General features: G+C 49.5%; 25 protein-coding genes. 20 read left to right on the forward strand and 5 right to left on the reverse strand.

The features are described from left to right. The first annotated feature begins 129 nt into the window (after positions 1-129). The 14 genes from ACGHTT_RS05675 to ACGHTT_RS05740 all read left to right on the forward strand — a co-directional run bounded on the left by ACGHTT_RS05675 (position 130) and on the right by ACGHTT_RS05740 (position 9,452). Entirely contained in the window at positions 130-1,425 is a 1,296-nt protein-coding gene (locus tag ACGHTT_RS05675) for a M24 family metallopeptidase (protein ID WP_390594049.1), read from the forward strand. Between the two features lie 130 nt (positions 1,426-1,555). After that, on the forward strand, positions 1,556-1,906 hold the full coding sequence (locus ACGHTT_RS05680) for a DUF3147 family protein (protein WP_390594050.1): 351 nt from the start codon (positions 1,556-1,558) through the stop codon (positions 1,904-1,906). Between the two features lie 492 nt (positions 1,907-2,398). Continuing rightward, positions 2,399-2,779 (forward strand): hypothetical protein, encoded by a 381-nt coding sequence (locus ACGHTT_RS05685; protein ID WP_390594052.1) that lies wholly within the window; start codon positions 2,399-2,401, stop codon positions 2,777-2,779. Positions 2,780-2,856: 77 nt separating this feature from the next. Beyond that, the gene (gene yidD, locus ACGHTT_RS05690) at positions 2,857-3,198 is read left to right on the forward strand and encodes a membrane protein insertion efficiency factor YidD (protein WP_390594053.1); all 342 of its coding nucleotides are present in this window, start codon (positions 2,857-2,859) and stop codon (positions 3,196-3,198) included. Between the two features lies 1 nt (position 3,199). Further along, positions 3,200-3,388, forward strand: a complete 189-nt coding sequence (locus ACGHTT_RS05695; protein ID WP_390594054.1) for a hypothetical protein — start codon at positions 3,200-3,202, stop codon at positions 3,386-3,388. A 123-nt stretch (positions 3,389-3,511) separates the two neighbouring features. Then, positions 3,512-3,820 carry a transposase gene (locus ACGHTT_RS05700; RefSeq protein WP_390592483.1) on the forward strand — a complete coding sequence of 103 codons (309 nt, stop codon included), beginning with the start codon at positions 3,512-3,514 and terminating at the stop codon, positions 3,818-3,820. After that, positions 3,817-4,683 carry an IS3 family transposase gene (locus tag ACGHTT_RS05705; RefSeq protein ID WP_390594055.1) on the forward strand — a complete coding sequence of 289 codons (867 nt, stop codon included), beginning with the start codon at positions 3,817-3,819 and terminating at the stop codon, positions 4,681-4,683. Before ACGHTT_RS05700 ends, ACGHTT_RS05705 begins: the two co-directional genes overlap by 4 nt. Positions 4,684-4,743: 60 nt before the next feature. Continuing rightward, the gene (locus tag ACGHTT_RS05710; RefSeq protein WP_390594057.1) at positions 4,744-5,082 is read left to right on the forward strand and encodes a hypothetical protein; all 339 of its coding nucleotides are present in this window, start codon (positions 4,744-4,746) and stop codon (positions 5,080-5,082) included. A gap of 106 nt (positions 5,083-5,188) precedes the next feature. Beyond that, positions 5,189-5,521, forward strand: a complete 333-nt coding sequence (locus ACGHTT_RS05715) for a hypothetical protein (RefSeq protein WP_390594058.1) — start codon at positions 5,189-5,191, stop codon at positions 5,519-5,521. 73 nt (positions 5,522-5,594) lie between these two features. After that, on the forward strand, positions 5,595-5,768 hold the full coding sequence (locus tag ACGHTT_RS05720; protein ID WP_390594059.1) for a hypothetical protein: 174 nt from the start codon (positions 5,595-5,597) through the stop codon (positions 5,766-5,768). 148 nt (positions 5,769-5,916) lie between these two features. Further along, the gene (locus tag ACGHTT_RS05725) at positions 5,917-6,819 is read left to right on the forward strand and encodes a YwqG family protein (RefSeq protein ID WP_390594060.1); all 903 of its coding nucleotides are present in this window, start codon (positions 5,917-5,919) and stop codon (positions 6,817-6,819) included. 56 nt (positions 6,820-6,875) lie between these two features. Further along, positions 6,876-7,667, forward strand: a complete 792-nt coding sequence (locus ACGHTT_RS05730) for a PhzF family phenazine biosynthesis protein (RefSeq protein ID WP_390594062.1) — start codon at positions 6,876-6,878, stop codon at positions 7,665-7,667. A gap of 152 nt (positions 7,668-7,819) precedes the next feature. Further along, entirely contained in the window at positions 7,820-8,521 is a 702-nt protein-coding gene (locus ACGHTT_RS05735) for a DUF3581 family protein (RefSeq protein WP_390594064.1), read from the forward strand. Positions 8,522-8,657: 136 nt separating this feature from the next. Beyond that, complete coding sequence (locus tag ACGHTT_RS05740; RefSeq protein WP_390594065.1) at positions 8,658-9,452, forward strand: SGNH/GDSL hydrolase family protein; 795 nt, start codon at positions 8,658-8,660, stop codon at positions 9,450-9,452. A gap of 24 nt (positions 9,453-9,476) precedes the next feature. Here the strand turns inward: ACGHTT_RS05740 and ACGHTT_RS05745 are convergent, their stop codons facing one another. Next, positions 9,477-9,944, reverse strand: a complete 468-nt coding sequence (locus ACGHTT_RS05745) for a hypothetical protein (RefSeq protein WP_390594067.1) — start codon at positions 9,942-9,944, stop codon at positions 9,477-9,479. 69 nt (positions 9,945-10,013) lie between these two features. On the opposite strand from ACGHTT_RS05745, the gene ACGHTT_RS05750 reads away from it, so the two are divergent. Next, entirely contained in the window at positions 10,014-11,111 is a 1,098-nt protein-coding gene (locus tag ACGHTT_RS05750; protein WP_390594068.1) for a PQQ-dependent sugar dehydrogenase, read from the forward strand. Between the two features lie 355 nt (positions 11,112-11,466). Here the strand turns inward: ACGHTT_RS05750 and ACGHTT_RS05755 are convergent, their stop codons facing one another. The 4 genes from ACGHTT_RS05755 to ACGHTT_RS05770 all read right to left on the reverse strand — a co-directional run bounded on the left by ACGHTT_RS05755 (position 11,467) and on the right by ACGHTT_RS05770 (position 16,054). Further along, positions 11,467-12,060, reverse strand: a complete 594-nt coding sequence (locus ACGHTT_RS05755) for an HAD family hydrolase (RefSeq protein ID WP_390594069.1) — start codon at positions 12,058-12,060, stop codon at positions 11,467-11,469. 168 nt (positions 12,061-12,228) lie between these two features. Next, positions 12,229-12,615 carry a hypothetical protein gene (locus tag ACGHTT_RS05760; RefSeq protein WP_390594070.1) on the reverse strand — a complete coding sequence of 129 codons (387 nt, stop codon included), beginning with the start codon at positions 12,613-12,615 and terminating at the stop codon, positions 12,229-12,231. A gap of 68 nt (positions 12,616-12,683) precedes the next feature. Continuing rightward, positions 12,684-13,991 carry an NAD(P)/FAD-dependent oxidoreductase gene (locus ACGHTT_RS05765; RefSeq protein WP_390594071.1) on the reverse strand — a complete coding sequence of 436 codons (1,308 nt, stop codon included), beginning with the start codon at positions 13,989-13,991 and terminating at the stop codon, positions 12,684-12,686. A gap of 2 nt (positions 13,992-13,993) precedes the next feature. Beyond that, positions 13,994-16,054: a Na+/H+ antiporter NhaC family protein gene (locus ACGHTT_RS05770; protein ID WP_390594072.1), complete on the reverse strand. Its 2,061-nt coding sequence runs from the start codon at positions 16,052-16,054 to the stop codon at positions 13,994-13,996. A gap of 196 nt (positions 16,055-16,250) precedes the next feature. Here ACGHTT_RS05770 and ACGHTT_RS05775 point away from each other — a divergent pair, with 196 nt between their 5' ends. The 5 genes from ACGHTT_RS05775 to ACGHTT_RS05795 all read left to right on the forward strand — a co-directional run bounded on the left by ACGHTT_RS05775 (position 16,251) and on the right by ACGHTT_RS05795 (position 25,609). Further along, the gene (locus ACGHTT_RS05775; protein WP_390594073.1) at positions 16,251-17,837 is read left to right on the forward strand and encodes a tetratricopeptide repeat-containing sulfotransferase family protein; all 1,587 of its coding nucleotides are present in this window, start codon (positions 16,251-16,253) and stop codon (positions 17,835-17,837) included. 72 nt (positions 17,838-17,909) lie between these two features. Continuing rightward, a complete protein-coding gene (locus ACGHTT_RS05780; protein WP_390594074.1) occupies positions 17,910-20,207 on the forward strand; it encodes a TonB-dependent receptor in 2,298 nt (765 codons plus the stop codon). A gap of 132 nt (positions 20,208-20,339) precedes the next feature. Further along, complete coding sequence (locus ACGHTT_RS05785; protein WP_390594075.1) at positions 20,340-22,163, forward strand: PLP-dependent aminotransferase family protein; 1,824 nt, start codon at positions 20,340-20,342, stop codon at positions 22,161-22,163. A 125-nt stretch (positions 22,164-22,288) separates the two neighbouring features. Then, positions 22,289-23,143 carry a carbon-nitrogen hydrolase family protein gene (locus ACGHTT_RS05790; RefSeq protein ID WP_390594076.1) on the forward strand — a complete coding sequence of 285 codons (855 nt, stop codon included), beginning with the start codon at positions 22,289-22,291 and terminating at the stop codon, positions 23,141-23,143. Between the two features lie 102 nt (positions 23,144-23,245). Continuing rightward, complete coding sequence (locus ACGHTT_RS05795) at positions 23,246-25,609, forward strand: TonB-dependent receptor (protein ID WP_390594077.1); 2,364 nt, start codon at positions 23,246-23,248, stop codon at positions 25,607-25,609. The last annotated feature ends 99 nt before the right edge of the window (positions 25,610-25,708 follow it).

The following is a 25,708-nucleotide window of genomic DNA, read 5'->3' on the forward strand; positions in this document are numbered from 1 at the left end:
GTTAGCTACAAGCAGGGTGGCCTGCCCGATAAGTTGGAGACTCGGTTCTACAGGCGGAAGCTTGCTTGGAAACCACATTGGTTTTTCCTGTTAGCTGTACGCTGTAAACTTTTTAAAAAGGACAAAATAATGAGCTTTTCGAAACGACAATTGTTAAAACTTTCTGCCTTGGCGGCGGCTGCTGCGCCTTGGTCTGGTTTAGTGCGTGCCGATAGTGGCAGTGACATGCCTGCAATGCCCGCGGCAAATGCGCTAGATGGCCTGCAAGATATTACCGGCGGTATCGAAAAAATTACTGTGCAAGAGCGCCTTGCTCGCATTGCTAAGGCCCAGCGTTTGATGCGGCAATTTAAGATTGATGCGCTGGTTATAGAGCCTGGCTCGGCCATGTTGTATTTCACCGGCATCAGTTGGTGGCGCAGTGAGCGTCTAACGGCGGTGATCATTCCGCGCGACGGTGATATTGCTATTGTTACGCCCTTTTTTGAAGAGCCCAGTGTGCGCGAGTCTATGAGTTTCGGTGATGATGTACGCACCTGGCACGAACATGAAAATCCCTTCGCATTGATTGCCGGAATTTTAAAAGACCGGGGTATTCGCAATGGCCGCATTGGCGTTGAAGCGACGGTGCGCTATTTTGTTGTACAAGGTTTACAGCAAGCCGTTTCTGGCATGGCCATTACCGGTGCGGAATCTATCACCCGTGGTTGTCGCATGATGAAAAGCGCCGCTGAAATTGCCCTAATGAAAAAGGCCAATGAAATTACCTTAGCGGCCTATGGTCATGTTTACCGCCAGCTCGCAATCGGCATGACACCTGCCGATGTTAACGGCTTGATGAGTAGCGCTCAGGCCAAACTGGGCGGCAAAGGTATCTGGACCATGGCCTTGTTCGGTGAGGCCAGCGCCTACCCGCACGGTTCAAACAAACCCCACGTAATAGAAGAGGGACAAATAGTTTTGATGGACTGTGGTTGTTCCGTAGAGGGCTACCAATCGGATATTTCGCGCACCTTTGTGTTTGGCGAGCCGAGTACTGAACAGAAAAAAATCTGGAACCTGGTGCGCCAAGGGCAGTCTATCGCCTTTGAAACCGCGAAGTTAGGCCAGCACGCGGGTGTGGTGGATGACGCCGTGCGCAGGTTTTACGAGCAAGAGGGCTTTGGCCCGAACTACGCGCTGCCAGGTTTAAGCCACCGCACGGGGCACGGCATTGGCATGGATGGCCACGAGCCGGTTAACTTTGTCAAAGGCGAACAAACACAGCTATCGCCCGGCATGTGTTTCTCTAATGAACCCGGCATTTATCTCCCCGGTAAATTTGGTGTGCGCTTAGAAGATTGTATTTATATGACCAATAAAGGCCCTGCTTGGTTTACTGAACCACCAGAGAGCTTAGAAAAGCCCTTGGGTAAATTGGCTTAAGGCTTTATTCAGCTACAGGCGGCATGAAATAGCTGGGTAAACAATTTCCAGGCTACGTTAAAGCTAAATATTTTTGTGACGTTTATAAAAACCCATTAACGTAATCTCCGAGCGATGTTGAGGTTAACCCATGTATTGGATTGTGAGTAAGTATTTGATCACCGCCGCCGTGGTGGTGTTGATTTCTGAAATTGCAAAGCGCAGCGATAAATTAGGCGGCCTCATTGCAGCCTTGCCATTGGTTACTGTGCTCACGTTAATTTGGTTATATGTAGACAATCAATCGTCCGAGAAAATTGCCAACCATGCTTGGTATACCTTTTGGTATGTCGTGCCAACCCTACCCATGTTTTTAGTGTTTCCCGCGCTACTCCCTAAACTCGGCTTCTGGCCAACCCTTGGTTTTTGTGTGGTATTTACCGTGGCGTGCTTTGCGCTGTTCGCGTTTTTCATGCGCAAGTTCGGGGTTGAGTTGTTGTAGTCGGTTGCGTTAATAAGCCTCAGCGAAGAATGGAGGCTTGCGTCCTTGCTTACTTGAATCGCCTTGTGGTCGACCCGTGCTCCGCAGATAGTCGTTTGTAGTTTGTAGGGGCAGGTCATCCTCCTTGTAGCTTATGGGTTGAGCGTTGAAGGTGGTCGACCCACGTCAGCATATTTCTAATAATCAAACACTTAGCCCCGTTTTTCAGCGGCGAGGTCTTAGTTTCCCCATTTTGCAACAGTGGAAAATCTAGTAAATATTTATATAAATCAACGGGTTAAAGTAACTGTTTCGAATTATCCTACGAAAGATATAGCGCCAAATTTTCGAATACTGTGCCAATAGATTAAATTGCTAATTAGTAGAAATAGATGAAAATTCATTAAAATCAAAGGCTTATAAAAAATGACTGTAAAAAATAGTCAAAAAAATATATTGTCGGCGTCTGTTGAATAAGCCGTTATGCAAAAAGGTAAGTTTGAATAAATCACCATGAAAACTAGAAAGGCTTTAGCCAGAATTGCAGGCTCACTATACATACTACTCGGTGCGGTAAATCTATTAGGCTTACTAGTTCCAGAAGTACGTGAACAAGTTATTAACATTGGAGCAACTGTCTTCAGGTATTGCGGGTTTGTCGCTGTAGGTATTGGTCTTCTATCTCTTAGAAAATGGTCTGCATACCTATGGGGAGTATTAATGGTGATCAACGGCGTACTCGCATATACGGTTTACGGCGGTCAAACTCTAAATTTAAGTGGTGCTCTATCCATGTTACCGTGGGTTGGCCCAATTCTTATTGTTGCGTTCTTTTACTATATTTGGCCCGCGCTTAAACCAAGCTACGCTGAGGTTAATGGCAATGTTGCATAACAAAAATGTCAATTTGACCTCGTTACGCGTTGCTTCACTCGGCAAATTACATTGGCGTTATGCACTAAGGAATAGGTATGGATACATTTGAATTTAATGTTGACGAAAAGCTTAGGCCTTCAGTTGAAAGAAAATTAACAGGGACAACTGCTATTGATAGGGAAGTGTCGGCCCTTTCTCTTGATGGTATCCCTATCAGCATTAAACCAGTAATTGCTTTTTTGCGTCTTTATCGAAAAGTAGCTCCAAAGGCATTACGATGTAGATGTGTATTTGATCCTAGCTGCTCACATTATAGTGAGTTGGCTTTTAGGGAGCATGGCTTAATAACTGGAACATGGCTTACATTTAGTAGGTTGCATCGCTGCAAGCCCGATTCTGGCGGTATAGATTTTTTAAATTTAAAACAAGGAAAGTAAAATGAAATATAAAGTTGAATCTATTGGTGCAGAGTTTTCAAACAAAGGAATAAAAGCTCTAGAGCAGCGTTTGGACTCAAAAGCATCAGAGGGGTACAAATTTCACTCTGTATTTCAAGTTTCACAGCCCGGCTGCTTGGGTGTTGGTCAAGGCACTACGACTTACTTAGCTGTTTACGTTAAAGACTAAACCATAACAAGGCTAGCCAGAGGGACGCATTCTGCGCCCCTGCTGGCGGCGTTATGCATCCAAGTTACCCACAATCAGTAGACACCCTGTATAGTTATATTGACTCTATATAGAGGTGAGCCCATGGCACGCAAAAAGTACCAACATTACACTGAAGAATTTCGAAAAGAAGCTGTAAAACGATCTGAACAACCGGGTGTAACACAAGCACAGGTTGCCAAAGAGCTTGGCGTAAGCGCACAACAGATAGCTAACTGGAAACGCCAGTTTAACCGCCTATCTGATAAGCAGTTTAATTCCGTTGACGGTGTTGATTACTCTAAGAACGAAAGCGAAGAGCTGCGTAAGCTTCGTCGTGAAAACAAGCGCCTTCAAGAGGAGATGGAATTTCTAAAAAAGGCTGCTGCGTACTTTGCGAACGACCACAAGTGAAGTACGCCTTGATCAAGGAGCATGTTGGCTTGTACCCCGTTGCATTGATGTGCCAGGTGCTAAGCGTTTCGCGAGCTGGGTATTATCGTTGGCTCTCTCGTCCTGCTAGTCAGCGTGATGCACGTAAATCACAGATGGAATCGCTGGTGAAATCTACTTTTGAAGAGTTCGAAGCAGCCTATGGCGCACCAAGAATTACTGAAGAGCTAAATGCTTTGGGGTACAGCTGTTCATTGAATTATATTGCAAAAATAATGCAGGAAAATGGCATGTTAGCGCGTAATGGCAAAGCGTTTAACTACGGTGGCCATACATTAGCGATGAATAATGTTGCGGACAATCTGTTGTGGCGAGATTTCAATGCAGAGAAGCCTAACCAGAAGTGGGTTACGGATATTACGTACATCTGGGTGGAGCAACGTTGGTTGTATCTAGCCACTGTTATGGATTTATATTCTCGCCGCATCGTTGGCTGGCACTTGAGTGACGACATGACTGTTGACTTAATTACCAAGGCAATGAAAATGGCTTTAGACGCTCGTGAAGTAAGCCCTGGATTAATTGTGCACTCTGATCGTGGCACCCAATACCGTTCGAATGAGTACGTAGGATACCTTGAGTCCGAAGGGATAACGCGCAGCATGAGCCGAAAAGGCAATTGCTGGGATAACGCTGCGATGGAATCGTTTTATAGCCGTTTAAAGGTTGAGTTGATATACGCCAAAAATTACCAGTCGATCGAGGCTGCACGTTCGGGTATATTTGCCTACATTGAGATATTTTATAATCGTAAAAGAAGACATTCAGCTAACGATGGCGTTTGCCCCGTTGAGTTTGAAGAAGCCGCAGCCTTAGCTGCATAAGTAGAGTGTCTACTTTTTGTGGGGAACACCAGCATGAATAGATAAATAGAGGGTCGGAGAGTGGATATAGAAGATAGCAACTTTAGAGGGTCGGCAAGTGGAGAATTAGCTGTAAGCAGTTTGCTTGAACTTGCTAAAGAAAAAGAAAAAACGAAAAGGTTTCTTCTTTTAGCGGCATGCTTTATGTTCTTAGTAGGCTGTGCTTTTGTGATCTTTGCGCCCGACGGAAAAGAGACTGTGTCATACCTGGTATCTGGCGCGCTCACAATAATTTCTCTAGGCGCTATTGGTGTCTCAAGTTTTAAACTAAAAACTCCCGTTGTGGAAGTGGCAGCAAGCGAGTTTGTCAAAGGCGAGATTCGAAGACAACAGAACTTTGATGGGGAAGGCGGCCCATAGGATTTTGCTGTACATAACAAGCGCAGGCACAGTGACAAAATTTCCGCTGCGCTCCAATTTTGCGCGTGCTGCGGGCGTTACCTTATATCAACGAGCAGGAGTTATTATGAAAAATTTGATGTTTTTTCTAAGTTTAGTGTTCTTAAGCCACCTTGCAACAGCGGGAGATGGGTCTGGAAAAGTAAAACGAATCTATGCACATGAAAAAAATAACGGTGCGGGGGTAATTTTTTTCTCAGTAGAAACACACACTAATCCTCCAACAAGCTGCCCAGGGCATGAGTGGGCTTTTGATGCAAATAATGATCATGGAAAAGCCATGTATGCATTGCTTTTATCATCTGCCGCGCAAGGAAAATCCGTTGTTGTAAAAGGCGCGGGAGACTGTGCGGCCTGGAATGATAGAGAAAGAGCTTTATGGATATTAGTAGACTATTAAAGCTAACACCAGCTTCCATTTGACTCGGCGCGTGAACGCGCCTCGCAAATTAAGCTGAACGTTAGGTGAAGCCATGATTAAAATGACTGCGAAATATTTAGGAATAGGATTTCTTTTCGGGATTGGCTTTTCTATAGAAGAATTAATTTCCTACGAAATTTATGGCAAGCAACAAGCTAAAGAAGTAGAAGAAAGCCTAAAACATGCTCTTAATGAGGTGTCAGAAACGAATTTCGTTAGGCCTTAGTTTGTTTTGGTGTCATGCTAAATTTTTGGTGTAGGGTAATTCATGGTGTGAAATGAACTTTTTTGGGGGGTTGAGTTAGCAGCACGGCTATGGATTTTTTGCCTGCATTTATGAGCCCAATATTTTTACCCTAATGGTAAATAGAATAATGAAACTACTTTTACTCTTGCTGGTCGTTGTCGGATTGTTCTTCATTTTCAAGGAGGTGCGAAGCAAGCCAAAAGGCGAGCCTGCGCAAGCATTAGATAGGCCGGTGGAACCGGCTGATTGGCCGCGCTTACGCGCTTTGTTGACGGCGCAGGCCTTACCGAGTATCAAAATTTCTCTGGCTGATGATGAGATTAAGCTTCCATCTCAATCAAAGTTTGGAGGCAGTCCCTATTGGCCTAAAGACCGCGCTTACCCGGTGGATAAAGGCGGGAAGCCCTTAAATTTCATTGCCCAAATTAATTTTTCTGAGGTTCCTGCTGGCCTTGACTCTTGGCCTAAGCGTGGCTTACTGCAGTTTTTTATCGCTAATGATGATCTGTACGGCTTAGAATTTCTCGATGAGACTAATACGCTCGATAGCTACCTGAATAGCAAAAAGAATTTTGCGGTGGTTTATCATGCAGAGCTAGATGGGTCTGTGATGGCGTTTGAGCCGCCATTGATGGCGACCGAGGCGGAAGCATTATCTCCTTATAGGGGTGAATCGGCCATAACCTTTTCACTTACCAACGATTTGGCCTCACCGATGGATCATCGATTTGAAACCATTGTGAAGCCTTTTGGCCCGTTAAATGATGAGTTAGAGGCCTATGCCTATGATGCGTTGATTAAGTCGCCAGATCATAAAATGGGTGGTTACGCCTCGTTTACTCAGGAAGATCCGAGGGGCTACTATGCGCCAGACGGAAATTGGTTATTGCTGTTCCAGATGGATACAGATGCCAATGAGAAAATCGACATCATGTGGGGCGATGTGGGCATAGGAAACTTTTTTATTCGAGAATCCGACCTAAGAAATCTTAACTTCGACCAAGTCTGGTATAACTGGGATTGCCACTGATTGCCTTAGCTTTCAGTGATATACAACGATGGTTATTACTTTTTAGGTTTTTACCGATGAAACTCAATATCTGGCAAGTTGATGCCTTTACCAACACCGTATTCTCCGGTAACTACGCCGCCGTTATTATTTTGGACGCTTGGTTGCCTGCGCAGGCAATGCAAAATATTGCCAGTGAAAATAACGTCTCAGAAACCGCGTTCTTGGTGAAAACAGCGGGTGCTACTTATGCCATCCGCTGGTTCTCACCGCTTAAAGAAATTGATTTCTGCGGCCATGCCACGCTTGCGGCGGCCTTTGTCTTGTTTCGCAATAATAGGGCGTTGGCGCGTTTAACCTTTACCGCGCCGGCTGTGGGTAGCCTTGGTTTAGAGAGGCAGGCCGATGACTTTATTGAAATGGCATTTCCCAATCGCCTGCCGACCTTGGTTGAGTCCCCACCGGCGGCTCTGTTAGACGGTATGTCTGTTAAGCCAGTGGCGATTTTAAAGAATACCCAAGCTTATTTTGCGGTGCTGGCTTCGCGCGCTGAAGTTGAGACTGCTGTGGTGGATTTGGTAAAAATTGCATCGCTGGCGCCGTTGGATTTGGTGGTGACGGCGGCAGATGACGAGGTGGATTTTGTGTCGCGCTATTTTTGGCCGGCCAACGGTGGTGACGAGGACCCAGTAACAGGTTCGGCACATGCGGGTTTGGCGCCTTATTGGGCGCAGCAGCTGGGCCGAACCGAATTGCAGGCGCGACAGGTATCGACCCGCGGGGGCGAGCTTAAGTGCCGCGTGGTTGGCGATAAGGTCTATGTGGCTGGTCAAGCGGTGCTGTATTTGCAGGGTGTGATTTATATTTAAGCGGCTCAGTTCTTTGAGCGCTGAAAGCATCAGTGGCAAGTGCAGCGACCCGCTCCCACGTGCTAGTCATCTAGGCCTCAGCAGTCTGAATACTTTGCATTAATGTTGAAGCCTGTATAATCGCGCCTCCGCTCGATTATCAGGCAAGTGTTATGTGGTTAGATGACTTTTTTCAGCAATCTGGTCAAGAATTTTCCTTCACCCGTGAGCAGGCCAGCCGTTTTGCCAAGAAAATAGCCGATGATTTCAACCCTATTCACGACATAGACGCCAAGCGTTTTTGCGTGCCCGGCGATTTGTTGTTTGCACTGACGCTAGCCCATAGTGGCCTTGCCCAAACCATGGACTTTACCTTTGCCGATATGGTGCAAGATGGTGTTAATTTGCACTTTGCCGTAGAAGCCGATGAAGTTCGGGTGGTCGATGCTAATCAGAAGCGCTACATGGCCATGGCTCGCACTGGCGAGCAGCGTAGCAACTCTGCATTAGCAGAGCAGTTAACTCGCGCCTACGTGGCTTTCTCCGGTCATACATTCCCGCATATTTTGGTGCCCCTGTGGCGTGAACACGGCGTGATGATTAATCCCGCGCGCCCCATGGTGATTTATCAGTCGATGCATTTGCAGTTTGACCGCCTCGATATTACTGATTTACAACTTGAGGCCGCTGGCTCCCACATGACCGTGGATGGCAAGCGTGGTCAGGTTAAAGTCGCGTTCATTTTTAAAGATGGCGAGCAAGTGGTTGGGCGCGGTGAAAAGAGTTTGGTGCTTAGCGGCTTGCGCGAATTTAACGAGGCGGATGTGGCCGGTGTAGTGAGCTACTACGATGAACGCAAGGTGCGATTGGCGTAAGGTTTTTTAGCCGCAAGCCGCAAATAATAAGACAGCTGGTCTGGATTTATGCGGCTCGGCAGCTGCACGGGATTATCAAGTCTTTTCAAGCATCCTTAGAGCCGCTATTCTCGACGCTTATCGACAAGGATGCCTCATGCCCTATACCTCAGATTCCCATCAGTTCGACGAGCTGGTGCTTGCTAAACCTCATGCCTTAAAAATTTTGGCCGAAGGCGATTCGTGGTTTGCTTATCCAAGGCGTTACCTCGCTTTTGGACGGGCATCGAACGTAGTTCATCACTTAGCGAAACGAAACGATTTGCTCATTTACGCTACCGCCAGCAATGGCGACGAAGCGCTGACGATGCTCAGTGGCGAACAAAAACACGCGCTGATGAAACGGCTGCAAGCGCACCCCTACGATTACCTATTATTCTCGGCCGGCGGTAACGATATCGTGGGGCGCTACGATCTGGATTATTTTATTCGGCCTTACCATGCCGGCATAACGGTTGATGGCGCAGTATACAAAGAGAGGTTGCAGGCTAAGCTGCTGCAGTTGTCGGCAACCTATGAAGAGCTTATCTACCGCTTAGCGAAATTTTCGAAAAACCCTGGTATTCGACTGGTGACTCACACCTATGATTTTCCTCGGCCATCGAAAAAAGGCTTTGCGCTGTTCGATGTATTTCCGATTGGCGAGTCGTGGATCTACCCAACTTTTAAGTCTTTGGGCTATCGCGATGTGGATGTGATGGCCAATATTGCGGCGTTGCTGCTGCGCGCCTTTAAAAATATGTTGTTCGATTTGCAAGCCAAGCACGCGGCGCGTCTAACGGTGGTGGATACTCAGGGGCTATTGAGCGATAAGCATTGGCGCAACGAAATACACCCCAATTCAGCGGGTTTTAAATTGGTGACGAAAGCGCTTGAGCAGGTGCTCGTTTAGTTGTTCGGCGGGAGCACTGTTTCATCAAGCCGTCGGGCGAGGCTGTACCAGCAATGCATAAGTGAAACCACCCAATGCACCGGCGATAATTTGTAGGCAAAAACCGACCCAGTGGCGGGCGCCAGCAATCAGCGTAATTTCCATAATGGGTTGCATTAACCCTAAGATGCAGCCGAGAGCGGTAGCGCCGGCCAAGCCGTAGAGTAGCGTCGGCGCTAAGGCTGTTTTTCTTTTGATGAAGGTCGCGACTGAGAAGGCAATCGCAAAACCTATGGCGATAATGGGCAGGTAGCTTGCGCTCAGGCCCAGCAGATCATCGGTTGCGGCTGCGAAGCGGGTTGCGATATCCACGTTGGCGCCGACGTTGATTAAATTTGCCTGTACCTGTTGCGAATGAAAGAGGCTGGCGGCAATAAACCCAACGCAGCTAGCGCCCAGCCAGCTAACTAAGCAGCGCGTTTTCGTGCTATCTTTTCGGTCTTGATTCTTCATAGATAAACCAAAAGGCTAAATATGTTCCGGAGCATAAACCATTGCTGTAAAGCGAGCACGTTTTTAATCTTGGGCCTGTTTTGTTTGGCGTTGCCGAGTGTTGCTGAGCAGCCAGCGAAACCGACGCCGACATTTGACATCACAACGCTGACCGATCAACTGCAGTCGCCTTGGTCGCTGGCGTTTTTGCCGTCAGGTGACATCCTTATTGCGGAGAAGGTCGGTGCGCTGCGTCTATTTGACGGTAAAACCTTATCGGCGCCCATAGCCGGTGTGCCACAAGCCCTAGTGCGCAGCCAAGGTGGTTTTCAGGACCTCGTGTTACACCCCGACTATGAAAAAAATGGTTGGGTTTACTTGAGCTTTGCATGGGGTGAGCGCAGCGCTAACGGCACGCGCTTAGTGCGAGGTCGCATTAAACAAGGAGCCTTTGTCGATCAAGAGGTGCTATTTACCGCAGAGCCATTAAAAAATACCCCAGTACACTATGGCGCGCGGCTGGCTTTTTTACCGGATAACACCTTGGTGATGGCCGTTGGTGATGGCTTCGATTTTCGCGAGTCGGCGCAAAAAACCGATAGTTTGCTGGGTAAATTTGTGCGTCTTAACGACGATGGCTCTATCCCAAAAGATAATCCCTTCTTTACTAAAAAAGATTATCACCCTGCGATTTATTCTCTTGGCCACCGCAATCCACAAGGCGTAGCTTATGATCCCGTGCGCCAGCAATTGTTCGCCAATGAGCACGGGCCGCAAGGCGGTGATGAAATTAATATTCTCGCGCCGGGTAAAAATTATGGCTGGCCCATTATTACCTACGGGCGAGATTATTCGGGCGCTTCTATTACCCCGTTTACCGAGTATGAGGGTATGGAGCAACCGTTGGTGAACTGGACGCCCTCCATCGCGCCATCGTCACTGGTGGTGTACAACGCTGATTTATTCCCAGCCTTTAAAGGCGATCTGTTGTCTTCTGCCTTGAAGGCAAAAGAGGTGCGCTGGGTGCAAATGCAAGGCGAAAAACCGGTCGCGGAAGTATCGCTGTTTGGCGAATTAAATGCGCGCATTCGCGCCGTTTACGTGGGGTCAGAGGGGGCGCTTTATCTCTTGACCGACGGTGACAAGGGTAGTTTGTTGAAAGTAACACCTACGGTAAAAGCACCCTAGCTAAGCGAGATAAGCTTAAGGTTCCGCGCTTTTACCGGCGGTCGAGGTCGCTTGGCTGAGTACTTTAGGTGAATAGGAAAGTGTGCACCTGCCGATAGAATAGCGCGGCTATTTGAGCCGCAGGTGCGAGCTAATTCATGAACATTTATGTAATTCAAAATTCTGTTTTACCGGATCACGCTATTTACACTATTTGCGGCCTCTGGGATTGCCAGAAATTTCACCTTACACGATTGAATGGGTGCGTGGCCGTTTCGTGGTCTAGGGTATTATCACGCCCCTATGGATGAAAAGGTGCATACTTCACTCAGCTCTTAACGCGAGGCCGTGTGGGCAGCACAGGCACTGGATGGGTTTATTTAGCTGCGTGATTAACGTAATTGAATAGCTCTTCGAAGCGTTCAATCGCGTGATCAGCCTCCGCGACAACATTGGCGTTGCTGTGATTGCGCCATAAAATGGATCGCATACCGGCGCGCCGAGCGGCCTCGATATCAAATTTATAATCGCCGACATAGGCCAATTGTTGGGTTGGCATTTGCCATTGCTTGGCGATATACAGCAGCGCCTCTGGGTGCGGTTTTACCTGCTGGCAATCCTCTCGGGTGATGACGAGGTCGATGGGAATCTTGAGTTTTTTCACCGTGAGATCGGTGGCTTTGCGCATGTTGCGTGTGACGATAGCCATGGGCACCTTGGCGGCCGCGAAACGGTTTAACACCACTTCGGCATCTGCAATCCAAGTTGCGCGCGCGGCGCCGGCCATTTCATGTTTTTCGATAACCGATTGGACTCTCGCCACAGCAAGGGGACAGGACAGAGTTTGTTGGTATTCGAGTAGCGGCGTTTGATGGGGAATGGCGAGTTCATCGCAGATGGCGGTGAAGTTGAGCTGTGAGTCGGCCAGGGTGCCGTCTAGGTCAAAAATAATGCCGCTAAGTCGTTGCACTGAGAGCCCTATTTGATGGTTAGGTTTGAGCCATGATGCAGTGATGAGCTGCTCTTTTCCAGCGGTTAATGCCTTTCAAATCTTTAACGTGTCGGTTGATAAACTCTGGTAAATAAACCTAGGCAGATAAACCCGCACATTACAATCGAGCCTTTAAAACCTTAGCGGCTAAAACCTGAGCTGTTCTTTGCAGGTGATGACGGCATCGCCGTGTACCGAAATAACCATACGCTTGCCCCATTCACCTTGACTAATAGAGCCGCAGTGGGTCTGCATGGCGACGGTGCCGCGGGTTAAGGTCACGTGGTATTGCCCATCGTTCTGCGCGGCGTCGTAAAAAATTTGGGCCGATTCGCCGGGCGCAATATTGTCGAAGCGAAGGGTGTTGGAGGGCAATGCTATGACAATATTCGACAGCGTTTCTTGGCTGTTATTTTCTACGGTTACTGTGGGTGTGAGCCTGCACAGCAGCGTGAGAACGGCCATTAATACAGCCGCTAACAGCGCCATGCCTAGGCCGGTATACAGTAAAACTTTGACGGTAAATTGCTTCATAGTTTCCGGCAAGTTGTGTTGCGTGTATTTTGGGTCTGGTGCGCAATTCACCTAGCCAAGGGCTGCTTTCAATCCAGCCAGCTGTACGCCAAATAGGCAGCGGCGAGGTAGCCGGTGCGCAGCTGTGGCAGTGGAAAGGCCTTGGGCTTAGCTCGCATAAAGGTTGGTACCTCGGCCAAACTTGGTTCATCGTTGAGCATTAATGCGGCCACTTTATTGCCACTCCAGCTCGCCATCGCCACGCCGTTGCCGTGGTACGCCAGTGCGCAGTAAAGGTCCTGCGCTAGCGTAGAAATATGAGGCGTTTGTTGCCGCGCTAGCGCCACGTGACCGCGCCAGAAATAGTCTACGTTAACGTTCGACCAAGCGGGGAAGTAGCGCTGGAAATCCAACGCATGTTGCTTGCGTTTGGCCGCAAAACTGGCTTCGCTTTGTCGAATACCACCGCGGCCGCCAAATAAAAAGCGTCGATCAGGCAGTAGCCGAAAATAATAGAGTAGGTGGCGCGTGTCGTAACTGGGGTTGTGCGACCACCAGCCTTGGCGATCGAGTTCTTGTTGGGTTAATGGCCGAGTTACCAAAATATTGCTCAGCGCAGGTAACACGCTGCCGTTGAGGCTAGTGTGCATGGCGTCTTGGGTGTAGCCATTGGTAGCGATCAAGACTTTACCGGCGGTTATTTCACCTTGGGTTGTGCTCAGTTGCCAGTGGCTGGATTGGTACGCGAGTGAGGTGACGGTGTGATGATTATAGAAATTGACGCCTCTATCTTGAGCGGCGCGCACTAAGCCATAACAATATTTTAGCGGGTGTAAACCGAAGCCGGCGGGCACGTGCAGCCCAGCAATGTTGGCGTCGCACAGTTGGCCGCGCTGGTTAAGCGCGGCCGGGGTTAAGTATGTTGCTTGCAGGTTGTAGTGCTGTAAAAACGCCGTGCGGGTTTGGGCGAGCTGGGGCAGCCGGTTTTTTTTATGTGCCAAGAGGGTTTCACCTACACCGCTAATATCGGCGTCGATGTTGAAGCGTTCACAGTTGTATTTTACCTGTTCGATAGCAGCCAGTTGTGCTTGTGCATAGGACTGCGCTGCCGCCGCGCCAAAACGTTTTTCGATCGCCTCAATGCCCAAGTGGTCGCCGCCAATACAGCAGAAGCCCCCATTGCGCCCACTGGCGCCCCAGCCCGGCTGTTGGGCGTCGATAATCGCGACGCTGAGGCCCTTATCGGCCAGCGCTATCGCGGCATTTAAGCCGGTGTAGCCAGCGCCAATGATGGCCGCGTCGTAGCGACTGTTAGGCGCCGGCGGGCGATACTGGGGCTCAGTGGTTGTGGCGCGCCAGTAGCTTGCGGCAGGCGCGCCATCGAGACGAGCGGACATGGTTAAGCGGGTTCAACATCGGGCTTGTGGGCGTGGCTTTTGTGCGGGTGAGGTAGCGGATCTTCGGCGCGTTGACCCCACATTTGCACAACCAGCCACAAGGTGACGGCGCCGATAACCATGCATAACCACCAAGGCGCACCAAAGCCCGCAGGCAGGGTGCCCGCGAGCATGCCGACGCCGCCCACCACAAGGCAATAGAGCATTTGGCTGCGCACGTGGTCGATCAGGTCGCAGCCAGAGGCCATGGCTGATAGCAGGGTGGACTCGGCCAGTGGCGAGCAGTGATCGCCCCAAATGGCGCCGGCCAGCACGCCGGAAACGGACGAATAAAAGATGTGCATATGCTCGGCACCGGTCATATCGTTGAACACCAGCACAGCCCAAGCTAGCGGCACCACCATGGGCATCATAATACCCATCACCCCCCAGCTAGAGCCGGTGGCAAAGGCCATAAAGGCGGCCAAGAGAAAAATGGTAACTGGCATTAGGTTGGGGTTAAGGGTGTCGCCGAGCGCCGAGATGAGGAAATCCGAGGTGTGCAGTTCTGTATTGACCGCCGACAGCGACCAGGCCAGTGTCAGTACGAATATTACCAGCATCACGGCTTTGGCGCCGGCGAACCAAGCATCGGTAATTTCGTGCACGCTGAGCAGGCGCTGCGCCATGGTCATCAATAGCGCAACAATACAACCTGCCACTGAGCCATACATCATGGAGGCGAAGGCGTTAGCGTTGCCAATGATTTCGCGCAGCGAGTCGTCGGCACGGTCTGGGCTGGAGAGGCCGGTGAAATAAATTGCAGCCATGGTAACGCCAATTAACACGCACATGGGGATGACGGCATTGATGGCGCGGTGCGGCACACCCTCTTTAGCTTCCATGTCTTTTTCTTCTGGTGCAGGGCCAGAGTCTTGCTGCATCGCGGGGCTGAGTACGCGGCCGGTGTGAAAGGCGCGGCGCTCGGCTTTTAGCATGGGGCCAAAATCTTTGCCGGTGCCGGCGATGTACAACACAAACACAATGGCCAAAATTGGGTAGAAGCTGTATAGCAGGGAGTTTAAAAATACCGAATAGGCGGATTCGTCAAAACCGGTGATGGTGGATAGGCCATCGTTGATCACGCCCACTTGAAAGCCGATCCAGGTGGTGACAAATAAAATGGCCGATACCGGCGCTGCTGTGCAGTCGACAATATAGGCCAGCTTTTCACGCGAGATGCGCATAGTGTCGGAAATTTTCTTCATGGTGTTGCCGACAATCAAGCTGTTGGCATAGTCGTCGAAGAAAATGGCGATGCCTAAAAAACTGGTGGAGAGCTGGGTTTGTGAGCGGTTCTTAACCACGCGGGTTATGCGTTCTGCGATGCCCATGGTGCCGCCATTGCGCGAGATAATGCCCACAAGGCCGCCGATTAAGAAGCAGAAAACCACTACTTCCATGTGTTCGCGTTCGGTCAACGCATCCACCACATAGACTTGGCAGGCGTCCAAAATCGCCATACCTAAGCCTGGTAAGGTTAAGCCATAGAGCATCCAAATACCGGTTACAAGGCTGACGAAGAGGGCGATCATGACGTTGCGCAACAACAGGGCCATGGTGATGGCCATGAGTGCCGGGATCAGGGAAAACCAGCCGGGCAGGGCGTTGATTTCGGCGCTATCGAGCTGATGACCGTCGCTCAGTAAAACGACGTGGGCTGACGCTTGCTCGGTGCTGAGATCTGCAAACGTAAGTTTTCCATCGGCCAGCTCGCCTTGATACACTTTCTCGTCTAACTGAATAAACAGTGTTTGTTGCTGAAGCTCGGTGGCATCGGCAATATCGATACTAAAAGGTACGCCTTTCAGGACAATTTTGGGCAGTGACCAGACCGGGGTGTGGCTTTCCTCGGCTAGGCTGGGTTGGGATAAAATCAGTAAAAATGCCGCTAAAGCGAGAACAAATACGGTTAACTTCTTAGAATAGGGTAGAAAGTGCTGCATGGTGCGCCCATTGATCAAGGTTGAATTTATCGTTTGAATGGCTCGAATGTAACCAAGCTCGGCCGCTTTCGCCAGCAATTATCCACTTGACCCAGTTTGGGTATTGAATGATTATTCGGATTGTAGGAAGTTGGATGAAATCTAAGCAATCTGCCCCTTGGCTCGATTCAGTCATTGGGTTTTTGGGTCGCATTGTATATAAAGGCTGTGGGTGTACGGCCGCATTCGTAGTTACATTCGGTCGCCAAAAAGATTCATAACAAGAGACTGTATTTTGATACAACAAGCTACGCGCACGCCATTGGCGCCGCAAGACTTGCTTAAACAGGGTTTTGCGCTGCTAAACCAAGGTCGGCCCCAGGAGGCCGCGAGATTGTGTCAGCAGGTTATTGCCCAGAACCCCCGCATTCCTCAAGCCCATTTTCTGGTTGGCTTAGTGGCCTTATCGCTAAGGGATCGCTTAACGGCGGTACACGCTTTTGGTTCCGTTACCCAATTGCAACCGGATCACGCTGCGGCTTGGGCGCAATTGGCAAAACTATTTATCGAAGAAGGGCAGGTTAATCGCGCTGATCAAGCCCTCAAAGAAGCCGAAAAGCACGGCTCTTCCGACCCCCTCGTGCAGGATTTATTGGGTACGGTTTACACTCGTATGGGCGATCACGCCAGGGCCAAAGTACAGTTTGAGCAGGCCGTCGCCGGTGCCTCCGAGCATCCGCAATATTCGCTGAATCTGGCCAATAACCGCGTTTACCATGGCGATATCGCTGAGGCAGAAGGTCTTTACCAGTCCGTATTAAATCGCATTCCCAACCATGCGCAGGCGCACTGGGCTCTAGCTTCGGCGCGCAAGGCCACCGATAGGCAGCACTTAGAGGCGATGCAGGCGGTGTTACAGCAGCCTAATATCAGCGAGCGCTCGCGCGCCTTTTTACACTATGCCGTTGGCAAAGAGTGTGAGGATTTAAAGGATTGGGATGGCGCTATCGATGCCTTCATGGCTGGCGCTAAAGCCCGTCGCGCAACCGTTGCCTATGACGAAGTTGCCGAGCAGGCGATGTTCGATTTTCTCGCCGAGCACTGTACCGAACAGTGGTTGGCCGACGGGCAAGGTTCTGATCATAGGGCACCTATTTTTGTCTTGGGTCAGCCACGCACCGGTACAACATTAATCGAGCGTATTATCACCAGCCACAGCGATGTGAGTTCGGCCGGTGAGTTGCAACAGTTTGGCATGAGCTTGCGTCGACTCAATAATCATCAAGACCCGAGACGGTTTTCGGCCGAGCTTTTCGCCGCATCCATGGCCTTGGATTTCAAGCAGGTGGGCGATAGTTATATGAACGCCACCAAGCGCCTGCAAGGCGGCACGCCGAGATTCGTCGATAAATTACCGGTTAATTACCTATTGATTCCGTTTATTTTGAAAGCCTTTCCAAACGCTAAAATCGTGCATCTAACCCGCGACCCAATGGACGCGTGTTTTGCAAGCTTTAAGCAACTGTTCGCCGATGCGTATTTGCACTCCTATGATCAGGCCGAAATGGCGCGCCACCACAGCCGCTATTTAAAGTTGATGGCGCTGTATCGCGAGCGCTTCGCTGGGCGTTTCTTTGATATTTCCTATGAGGCCACGGCGCAAGATCTTGAGCCTAACGCCCGTGCGCTTATCGGCTATTTAGAATTGCCCTGGCAGGATGCTTGCCTTAACTTTCATCAACAATCCGGCGCCGTGTCTACCGCAAGCGCTGCGCAAGTGCGTGAGCCGGCTCATACTCGCTCTATTGGGCGCTGGAAAAAATATCAACAACAATTGCAACCTATGTTGCAAACACTTAGCAATGAAAACATCGCAATATGATTAAGTACTAAAGATCGACAATTGATTTCTATGACAACATGTTTGGGGATAACAATGAGAAACGAGGACACTATGCATAGCTACCAACCGAAGTATTTAAAGCGTCGTCACTTAGCGACAGCCGTTGCGGCTGCGCTGCTGGGTACTGGAATGTCTGCCACTGTGCAGGCACAAAGCTGGCTGGAAGAAGTCACCGTTACCGCGACCAAGCGTGCGGAAAATGTGCAAGATGTGCCTTTGGCCATTTCCGCTTTCACCGGTGACTTCACCAAAGACAATAATCTTGATGACGTTAAAGATCTTATTAACATTACGCCCGGTATTACCGGCAACTCCAAAGATTCTTTTTTGGATGCCGTGAGCGTGCGCGGTATTCGCACCCAAGATTTTGGTGTGGGTGGCGATCCCTCGGCGGCGTTTTTCAAGAATGATTTTTACGAAGGCCGCAACGGTGCTGCCGTCACCAGTTTGTACGATATGGAGCGCTCGGAAGTGCTGCGCGGGCCGCAGGGCTTTTTGTTTGGTCGCTCATCCATTGGTGGTGCTATCAGTGTGCACACGGCTAAGCCAGAAATTGGTGGTACTAACTCGGGCTACATTGACCTAGATATGGGTGAGCGCGGCCATGGCGTTATTGAGGGCGCGATCAACTTGCCGGTGAATGACAATTTCGCCATGCGCTTGGCCGGTTATCACTCAGAGGAGGATGGCTATGTTAAAAATTTCTCCGGTGGCCCAGATTTAATCGCGCACGATAAGTCTGCCATCCGTGGGTCCACGGCTTATCAGAGTGGCAAGCTCGGTATAGATACCACCGTTGAATATGAAACCCGCGAGCAATCTGGTTCTGTGTACCGCGCCGTTACCGAAGGCGACCATTGGGATGCGGTGAATGGTGCCAATGGCCCGATTGACGTGCGCGGCGATGAGCGCGAAGTCGATCTCGATCTCGCCGATGGCGAGGCCGACGACGCCGATATTTTAACGCTCGGTTTAAAACTGACTTACGATTTAGGTTTCGCCGAATTAAGTTCCAACACCGGCTATAAAGATCATGATTACTTCTATTCGGAAGATTATGACGGCACCCCCGTCAACTTAAATACTTATCATCAGGATCAAGAAGGTGATTATTTTCAGCAGGAATTCAGGCTAACGTCCACCGGTAGCGATCCGCTGTCTTGGTATGCCGGCGTTTCTTATTATAAAGAAAAGTTGGATGCAAATTTCCGTTTTACCATGGCTGAAGATGCCTACTGTAATTACTATTATGCCGATACGTGTGCTAATTACTTCACCGATTTTTACCCATCGGCAAGCGGTAATTTGATCGAGCAAAACCATGTCAAAGCCGACTACGAAGGTTGGGCCGGTTATGTGGACTTAAGTTATGCGTTCAGTGAGGCGTGGGATGCGAGTATTGGCGTGCGTTACTCGGATGACAAAAAAACCTTTACCCAAAATGTGCCACGTTCTGATAGCTATATCGCGCAAGTCTTTGAATCTGGTTGGGCTTACGGTTTCGTCACCGACGGTGCAATAACCCAATCTGAAAGCTGGCAGGACACCACCATGCGCGCGATCGTGCGCTACCGCCCTACCGATACGGCTATGGTATTCGCGAGTTACACACAAGGTTACAAGCCTGGTGGTTTCGGAACATTTAGTTTAGATGTGGATGATGATTTTGTTTGGGGCCAAGAAGTGGCCGCGGGCGATTATCCGCTCGATACTTTCGATCCTGAAACCGTTGACTCCTTCGAGCTTGGTTATAAAGATAGCTTGTTTGACGGCAAGGCAAATCTCACCCTAACCGCGTTCATGTACGACTACAAAGATTTACAAGTTGTGGTTGCCGATGGCGGTGCTTCGAGTGTACAGAATGCGGGTAAAGTGGATGGTCGCGGTTTAGAGGGCACCATTACCGCCGCCCTGTCGGATAATTGGGATCTGTATTTAGCCGCTGGTTATTTGGATACTGAAGCGACAGATATGGCAGCCATTTGCGACGACTGTGAAGGCTCTAGCTTATTTTGGTCGCCAGAATTTTCAGGTAGTGCGGTGTTGAATATGCATTACCCTGTAACCAATGGTCAGATCATCGGTAATTTGGGCGTCACCTTTGAATCCGAGCGTGGCGGCGGTTGGGAGCAGCTTGATGAGACCAAAATTGACGCCTATCAGGAGTGGAATCTCCGCGTAGGTTACCGCTCCGATGATAAGTGGTCGTTGATTGGCTACGTGGAAAATTTAACCGATCAAAATACCTATGACGGTATGAACAACAATGAAGGCTTAGTGCCCGCGCATTTCTTTGGCCCTAGTCGTCCTCGCACCATTGGCGTGAGTTTCGGTTATGAATGGGAATAAGTCGCTTTAACTAGGACATAAAAAAAGCCCGCAACTTGCGGGCTTTTTTTATGTTTGCATGGGCTGTGGGTGAGCTTGTACTTTTATTCCATTGCTGGTACAAAAGTACTATTGCAGGCGTTGAGAAAATAGATGCTAGAAAACCTTATCAGCCTTGAGGGCGATTCAGATGTTAATTTACAGGCGCAGTTGCGTCAGCAAATTGTCGATTTGGTTTCCAAGGCGCTTATTCCACCGGGTAAACGATTACCATCGTCACGCAAGCTTGCCGATCATTTAGGTATTGCGCGCAATACGGCTGTGTTGGCGTATCAACAACTGATCGATGAAGGTTATTTAGTTAGCCGCGAGCGCAGTGGTATTTATGTCAACGAAGCGATGTTGGTGGACTTGCCGACGCAGCTGGCCGATCGCATTCCTAATCCTGCTGCCGGTGCTTTTTGGCGCGGCCGCTTAGCGCAGCATTGTGCGCTCGACGAAGGATTTGTTACGCCGCCTAACTGGCAAGATTACCCCTTTCCGTTCTTAGAAGGAGAGTTCGATCAGTCGCTGTTTCCGGTGGCCGAGTGGCGTGAGGCTAGCCGGCTTTCCTTGGGGGTGCGGGAAATTCACGATTGGTCTAAAGCGCGCGGCGATGCCGATGACCCACTCTTAATTGAGCAGATTAGAACGAAAATATTACCGCGCCGCGGTATTTCCGCCCGCTCCGATGAAATACTTATTACCAATGGGGCGCAGCAAGGTCTGTCGCTGTTATCGCAACTTTTATTTAGTGGCGACACAACCGTGGCGGTGGAAGAGCCTGGCTACCCAGATTTTCGCAGTTTGGTGCAGCGCCAAGGGGCAAGGATACAGTTTATTCCTGTTGATCATCACGGTGTGCAGACCGAAAGAAATGATGGCAGCGCTCAATATGTTTATGTGACGCCAAGCCATCAAGTGCCCACCACTGTTACCCTTAGCTCAGAGCGACGGGTTGAACTGTTGGCGCAGGCGAGTCAATTTGATCAAGTGATTATCGAGGATGATTTCGATAGTGAAACCAATTTTCTGGGCAACCCACACGCGGCAATAAAAAGCTTAGATGTCGATGGCCGTGTCATCTATTTGGGGAGTTTGTCGAAAACGTTATCGGCAGGATTGCGTTTAGGTTTTATGATTGCCTCGCCCGAACTGATTCGCGCGGTGCGCGAGCAGCGGCGTTTGATGTCGCGTTTTCCCGCCGCCAATAATCAGCGCACGGCAGCCCTATTTTTATCCCTCGGCCATTACGATGCAACTTCCCGACGCTTGCAGAAAATTTTCAAGGAACGCTGGACCGAATTGCGCAACGCGTTGAATTATTACCTCACCAAAGCCGTATTTACCATGCAGTCCGAGGGTGGCACCTGTTGTTGGGTACAAGGGCCGCCGGGTTTGCATGTGGAAGACCTCTGCCGAGAGGCCGATAAGCGCGGTATTCTTATCGAACCGGTTGGTCATTTCTACGGCGCGCAAACAAATCTACAGCCGTGTTTTCGCTTGGGTGTGAGTAGCTTGCCGCTGGAGAAAATTCGACCGGGTATCGCAAAATTGGCTGAGTTAATTAAGTCCCTGTCGAGCCCGCCGGAGGCTGCTTTAGATATTAATCTGGCGAGTTGGTTGACCAGCAAAGCCTTAACAGCGGCGTTAAGTGGTGCGCGCTTGTTAACCAAAACCGTGTACGGTCAACCTTTGACCATCGACTTGTTTGCCGACGGTCGCATGGTAGGTCACGCCGGTTTTGCCAATGAAGAGCAAGATGAGGGCCGCTGGTGGGTAGCCGATGATCAATTTCATCGGCAGTGGAATCTGTGGTCATTTGCTGAGCCGCGCAGTTTTTATACCGTGATAGAGCAAGAGCAAATCCGCTGGTATGGCGCCGATCGCAGTTTTATCGATAGCGGTATTATTCGAACCCACGAACATCGGGCCTAACTGGTGCTATCACAGCCAGTAAACTGGTTCTAATTATCTCTGCTTTGATTTCTTATGCTTGGCCTTAGATTGGCGCAGCGCTCTGTTTGGCGCATGGCCACTAAAAATATTCAAGGGGTCGTTGCATGAGCCGATTTGCGGTTGCCGGTTTACAGCTTGCACTAAATAACCAAAATAATATTGATGAAATCGTCAAGGAAGTCGGCGCTGTTAAAAAGCGTTTTCCTTGGGTTCAAATGATCGTTGTGGGTGAGCTGGCATTGTTTGGCCCTTCCACAGATAACGCCGTGCGCACCGATCATGAGGTTTTTGCGGTGTTGGCGGCGACTGCGCGCGACAACGCGGTTTGGTTAATCCCTGGTTCGTTGTTTGTCGCCGAAGGTCAGCGTGTTTATAACGTCACACCGGTATTCAACCCCGAGGGTGTGGAAGTCACGAGTTACCGCAAAATTTTTCCGTTCACACCCTATGAAAAAGGTGTCACACCGGGTGCCGAATGCTGTGTATTCGACGTACCCGATGTGGGGCGGTTCGGCGTGTCTATCTGCTACGACATGTGGTTTCCCGAAGTGTCGCGCACATTGGCTTGGATGGGGGCCGAAGTCATCATTCATCCCACCATGACTAATACCATTGATCGCGACGTGGAAGTCTCGTTGGTGCGCGCCAATGCGGTGTCGAATCAAGTGTACTTTATCGATATCAACGTTGCCGGACGCTTAGGCAATGGCCGCTCTGTGGTGGCCGGTCCCGGTGGCGAAATTATTCACGAGGCCGGTGAGGTGCGCGAAATTATTGCGGTAGAGCTGGACTTGGCTTATCTGCGCCGCTGCCGCGAGCGCGGCTGGCAAAACTTGGGTCAGGTGCTGAAAAGTTGGCGTGATTGCGATGTAAATTTTCCGCCTTACAGCGAAGGTGTGAAAAATTCAGCAAGCTTACAATCTTTGGGTGAGTTAGTGGTGCCAAAGACAGAAAAATAATTACTAACTGGCTCTACTAATAGACAGAACTGGTACTACGGAATCTAAAACTGACCAGATACAGTGTTGATAACAAAACTATAATGGCGAGGCACGGGTCCTATGAAAAACAAACATCAAAATTTATCAAAAAATGTACTGGCATTGGCGATAGCTGCCACGGGCTTTAGTCTTCCTACTGTGGCGGCCGAAGAACCCGTCGTGCTAGAAGAAGTTCTGGTTACTGCTGGGCGTAGGGAGCAATCAGTCCAGGATATTCCGTACAATATTTCCTCGGTATCGGGTGATAAACTGGACGCATCGCAGATCATTGATGCGGCCGAAATGATTCGTAATTTCGCGGGCATATCGCTTGTGGATCGGGGTTTTCGTAACTCTGGTGTTACCAATGGCATTATGATTCGCGGTATTAATGTCGAATCGGGTGCGACCGGTGATGTGGCGCTGTCAACGGTGCCCACGGTTTCAACCTACGTTAATGATACGCCGCTCTACGCCAATTTTTTATTAAAAGATATCGAGCGTGTTGAAGTGTTGCGTGGCCCACAGGGCACACTCTATGGCTCTGGAGCGCTGGGCGGTACAGTGCGTTATATCATGGCCGAACCGGATACACAGGCGCTTGATGGTAAGGTGAGCGGCAGTTACTCGCAAACCGAAGGTTCTAACGGTTTTAATTGGACTGTGGATGGCATGCTCAATCTTCCTTTGGGGGATACCTTGGCGGCGCGTATTTATGCCAGTAAAGTCGATGCGGCGGGTGTGACCGATTACAAAAATATTTACGTTTTGGATGACCGTGGTATTCCAGTGGCTGAAGGCGGTGATGTATTAGCCGGTGACCCTGTATACACAAGCAAAAAAGATGCAGACACTGTTGATATCGATTTTGTTCGCGCGGCACTGAAGTTCGAACCTTCAGTAAACTTTGACGCCTTGCTGTCTTTCCAGATGCAAAAAGATGACATTGGTGGCCGACGTCAGGAAACCCCAGGGGCTGATGGTTATGGCAATGCCTACGGCGATTACGAAAATGGTTCCATTCAGCTTGAGCCTTCTTCGCGCGACGTTAGTCTCGCAAGCTTGGAAATGGAGTTGGATGTTGGCTTTGCCTCTGTCGTATCGTCCACCTCTGTATACGATCACTCAGGTGAAAGTGTCAGTGAGAACACGGGTTTTTATGCGCAACTAGGTTGGATCTCTGGCTACTACTATGACTTACCTCGCCCCATGGCGAGTGCGGTGCGCGAATATGAAGATAAGGCATTTGTTCAGGAGTTGCGTTTAGTTTCCAATGCGGGGGGCGCGATTGATTATGTGGCTGGTCTTTATTACATGGATCAAGACCTAGGCTCGGTTCAAAATTCCTATTTACCAGGCTTTACCGATTACACCATTGCGCTTTGGGGCGATCAATTTACCACAGGCACTGATCAAGATTGGGCCTATGATCGCAATGAGACATTCAAAGATCGCGCGGCTTTTGGTGAACTCACTTGGCATATGAGCGATGTTTTACATTTAACCCTCGGCGCGCGCTATTTCGATAATCAGTTTGAGAACAACACCTTTATTGCACTACCTATGTATGATGCCGATAACGGTCGAGCGTCTGATTTTAGCTTCGATGATTCTGGCACCCTGTTTAAAGTTAACTTAGCGTGGGATATCAGCGCTGATACCATGGCTTACGCCACTATATCGGAAGGTTATCGTCGCGGCGGTTCCAATGCGGTGCCGACTGAAGGCAACTTTGGTGAGCCCAATGGCGAGGTATTTAATAGTTACGCGCCCGACAGTGTTGTCAATTACGAGATAGGTATTAAGGGTGGGTCTCAAGCCTGGCAGTACACGCTGTCAGCTTTCCAAGTTGATTGGCAAGATATTCAAGTTAACGGTTCTACGGCTTGGTATGGGTATTTTGTTGTCTACAATGGCGACGAGGCACGCAGTAGAGGTGTTGAATTAGAGTTTACCGGCCAATTAACAGATAACCTCCGTATCAATGGTGGTTATGCCTATGTTAATGCCGAACTCACTAAAGATTTGATATCACCGCAATTTGGTAACACGGTGGCTGAAGCGGGTCGACGTCTTCCAGGTTCACCTGAGCATTCGCTGTCGGCCTCGCTCGAACACAGTATGTCGTTGGCGAGTGGTTTGCAGGTTATTAACCGGTTAAGTGCTTACTATCAGTCGGATTCTCTCAATACTATTGTGGAAGATTCTTCCCTCGATGTGGAGTTTGATGGCTTCGGGCTGTGGAACTACGTTGGCACTGTCGCTAGCGATAGCTGGGATGTTAGCGCCTTCGTTAAAAATATCGCCAATGAAAAAGGTGTAACAGGCGCATTAACGGACGGTTACATGGGTAGTGAACCAAGCGAAAATTACTACGGTAATGGTGCTAAAAACTACATCACTATGCCGCGCACTTTGGGCCTTGCTTTTAATTATCACTTTTAAACTTCCCTCCGGTGTATTTTCCTGCGCATGACGTTGTGGCGCGGGGAAATACACCCTTTTTACCTTCACTCGATATTCGATATACTCAAATTTTTTTCA

Origin of the sequence: Simiduia litorea (genome assembly GCF_042853465.1) — a bacterium.
Lineage (GTDB): Bacteria > Pseudomonadota > Gammaproteobacteria > Pseudomonadales > Cellvibrionaceae > Simiduia > Simiduia litorea.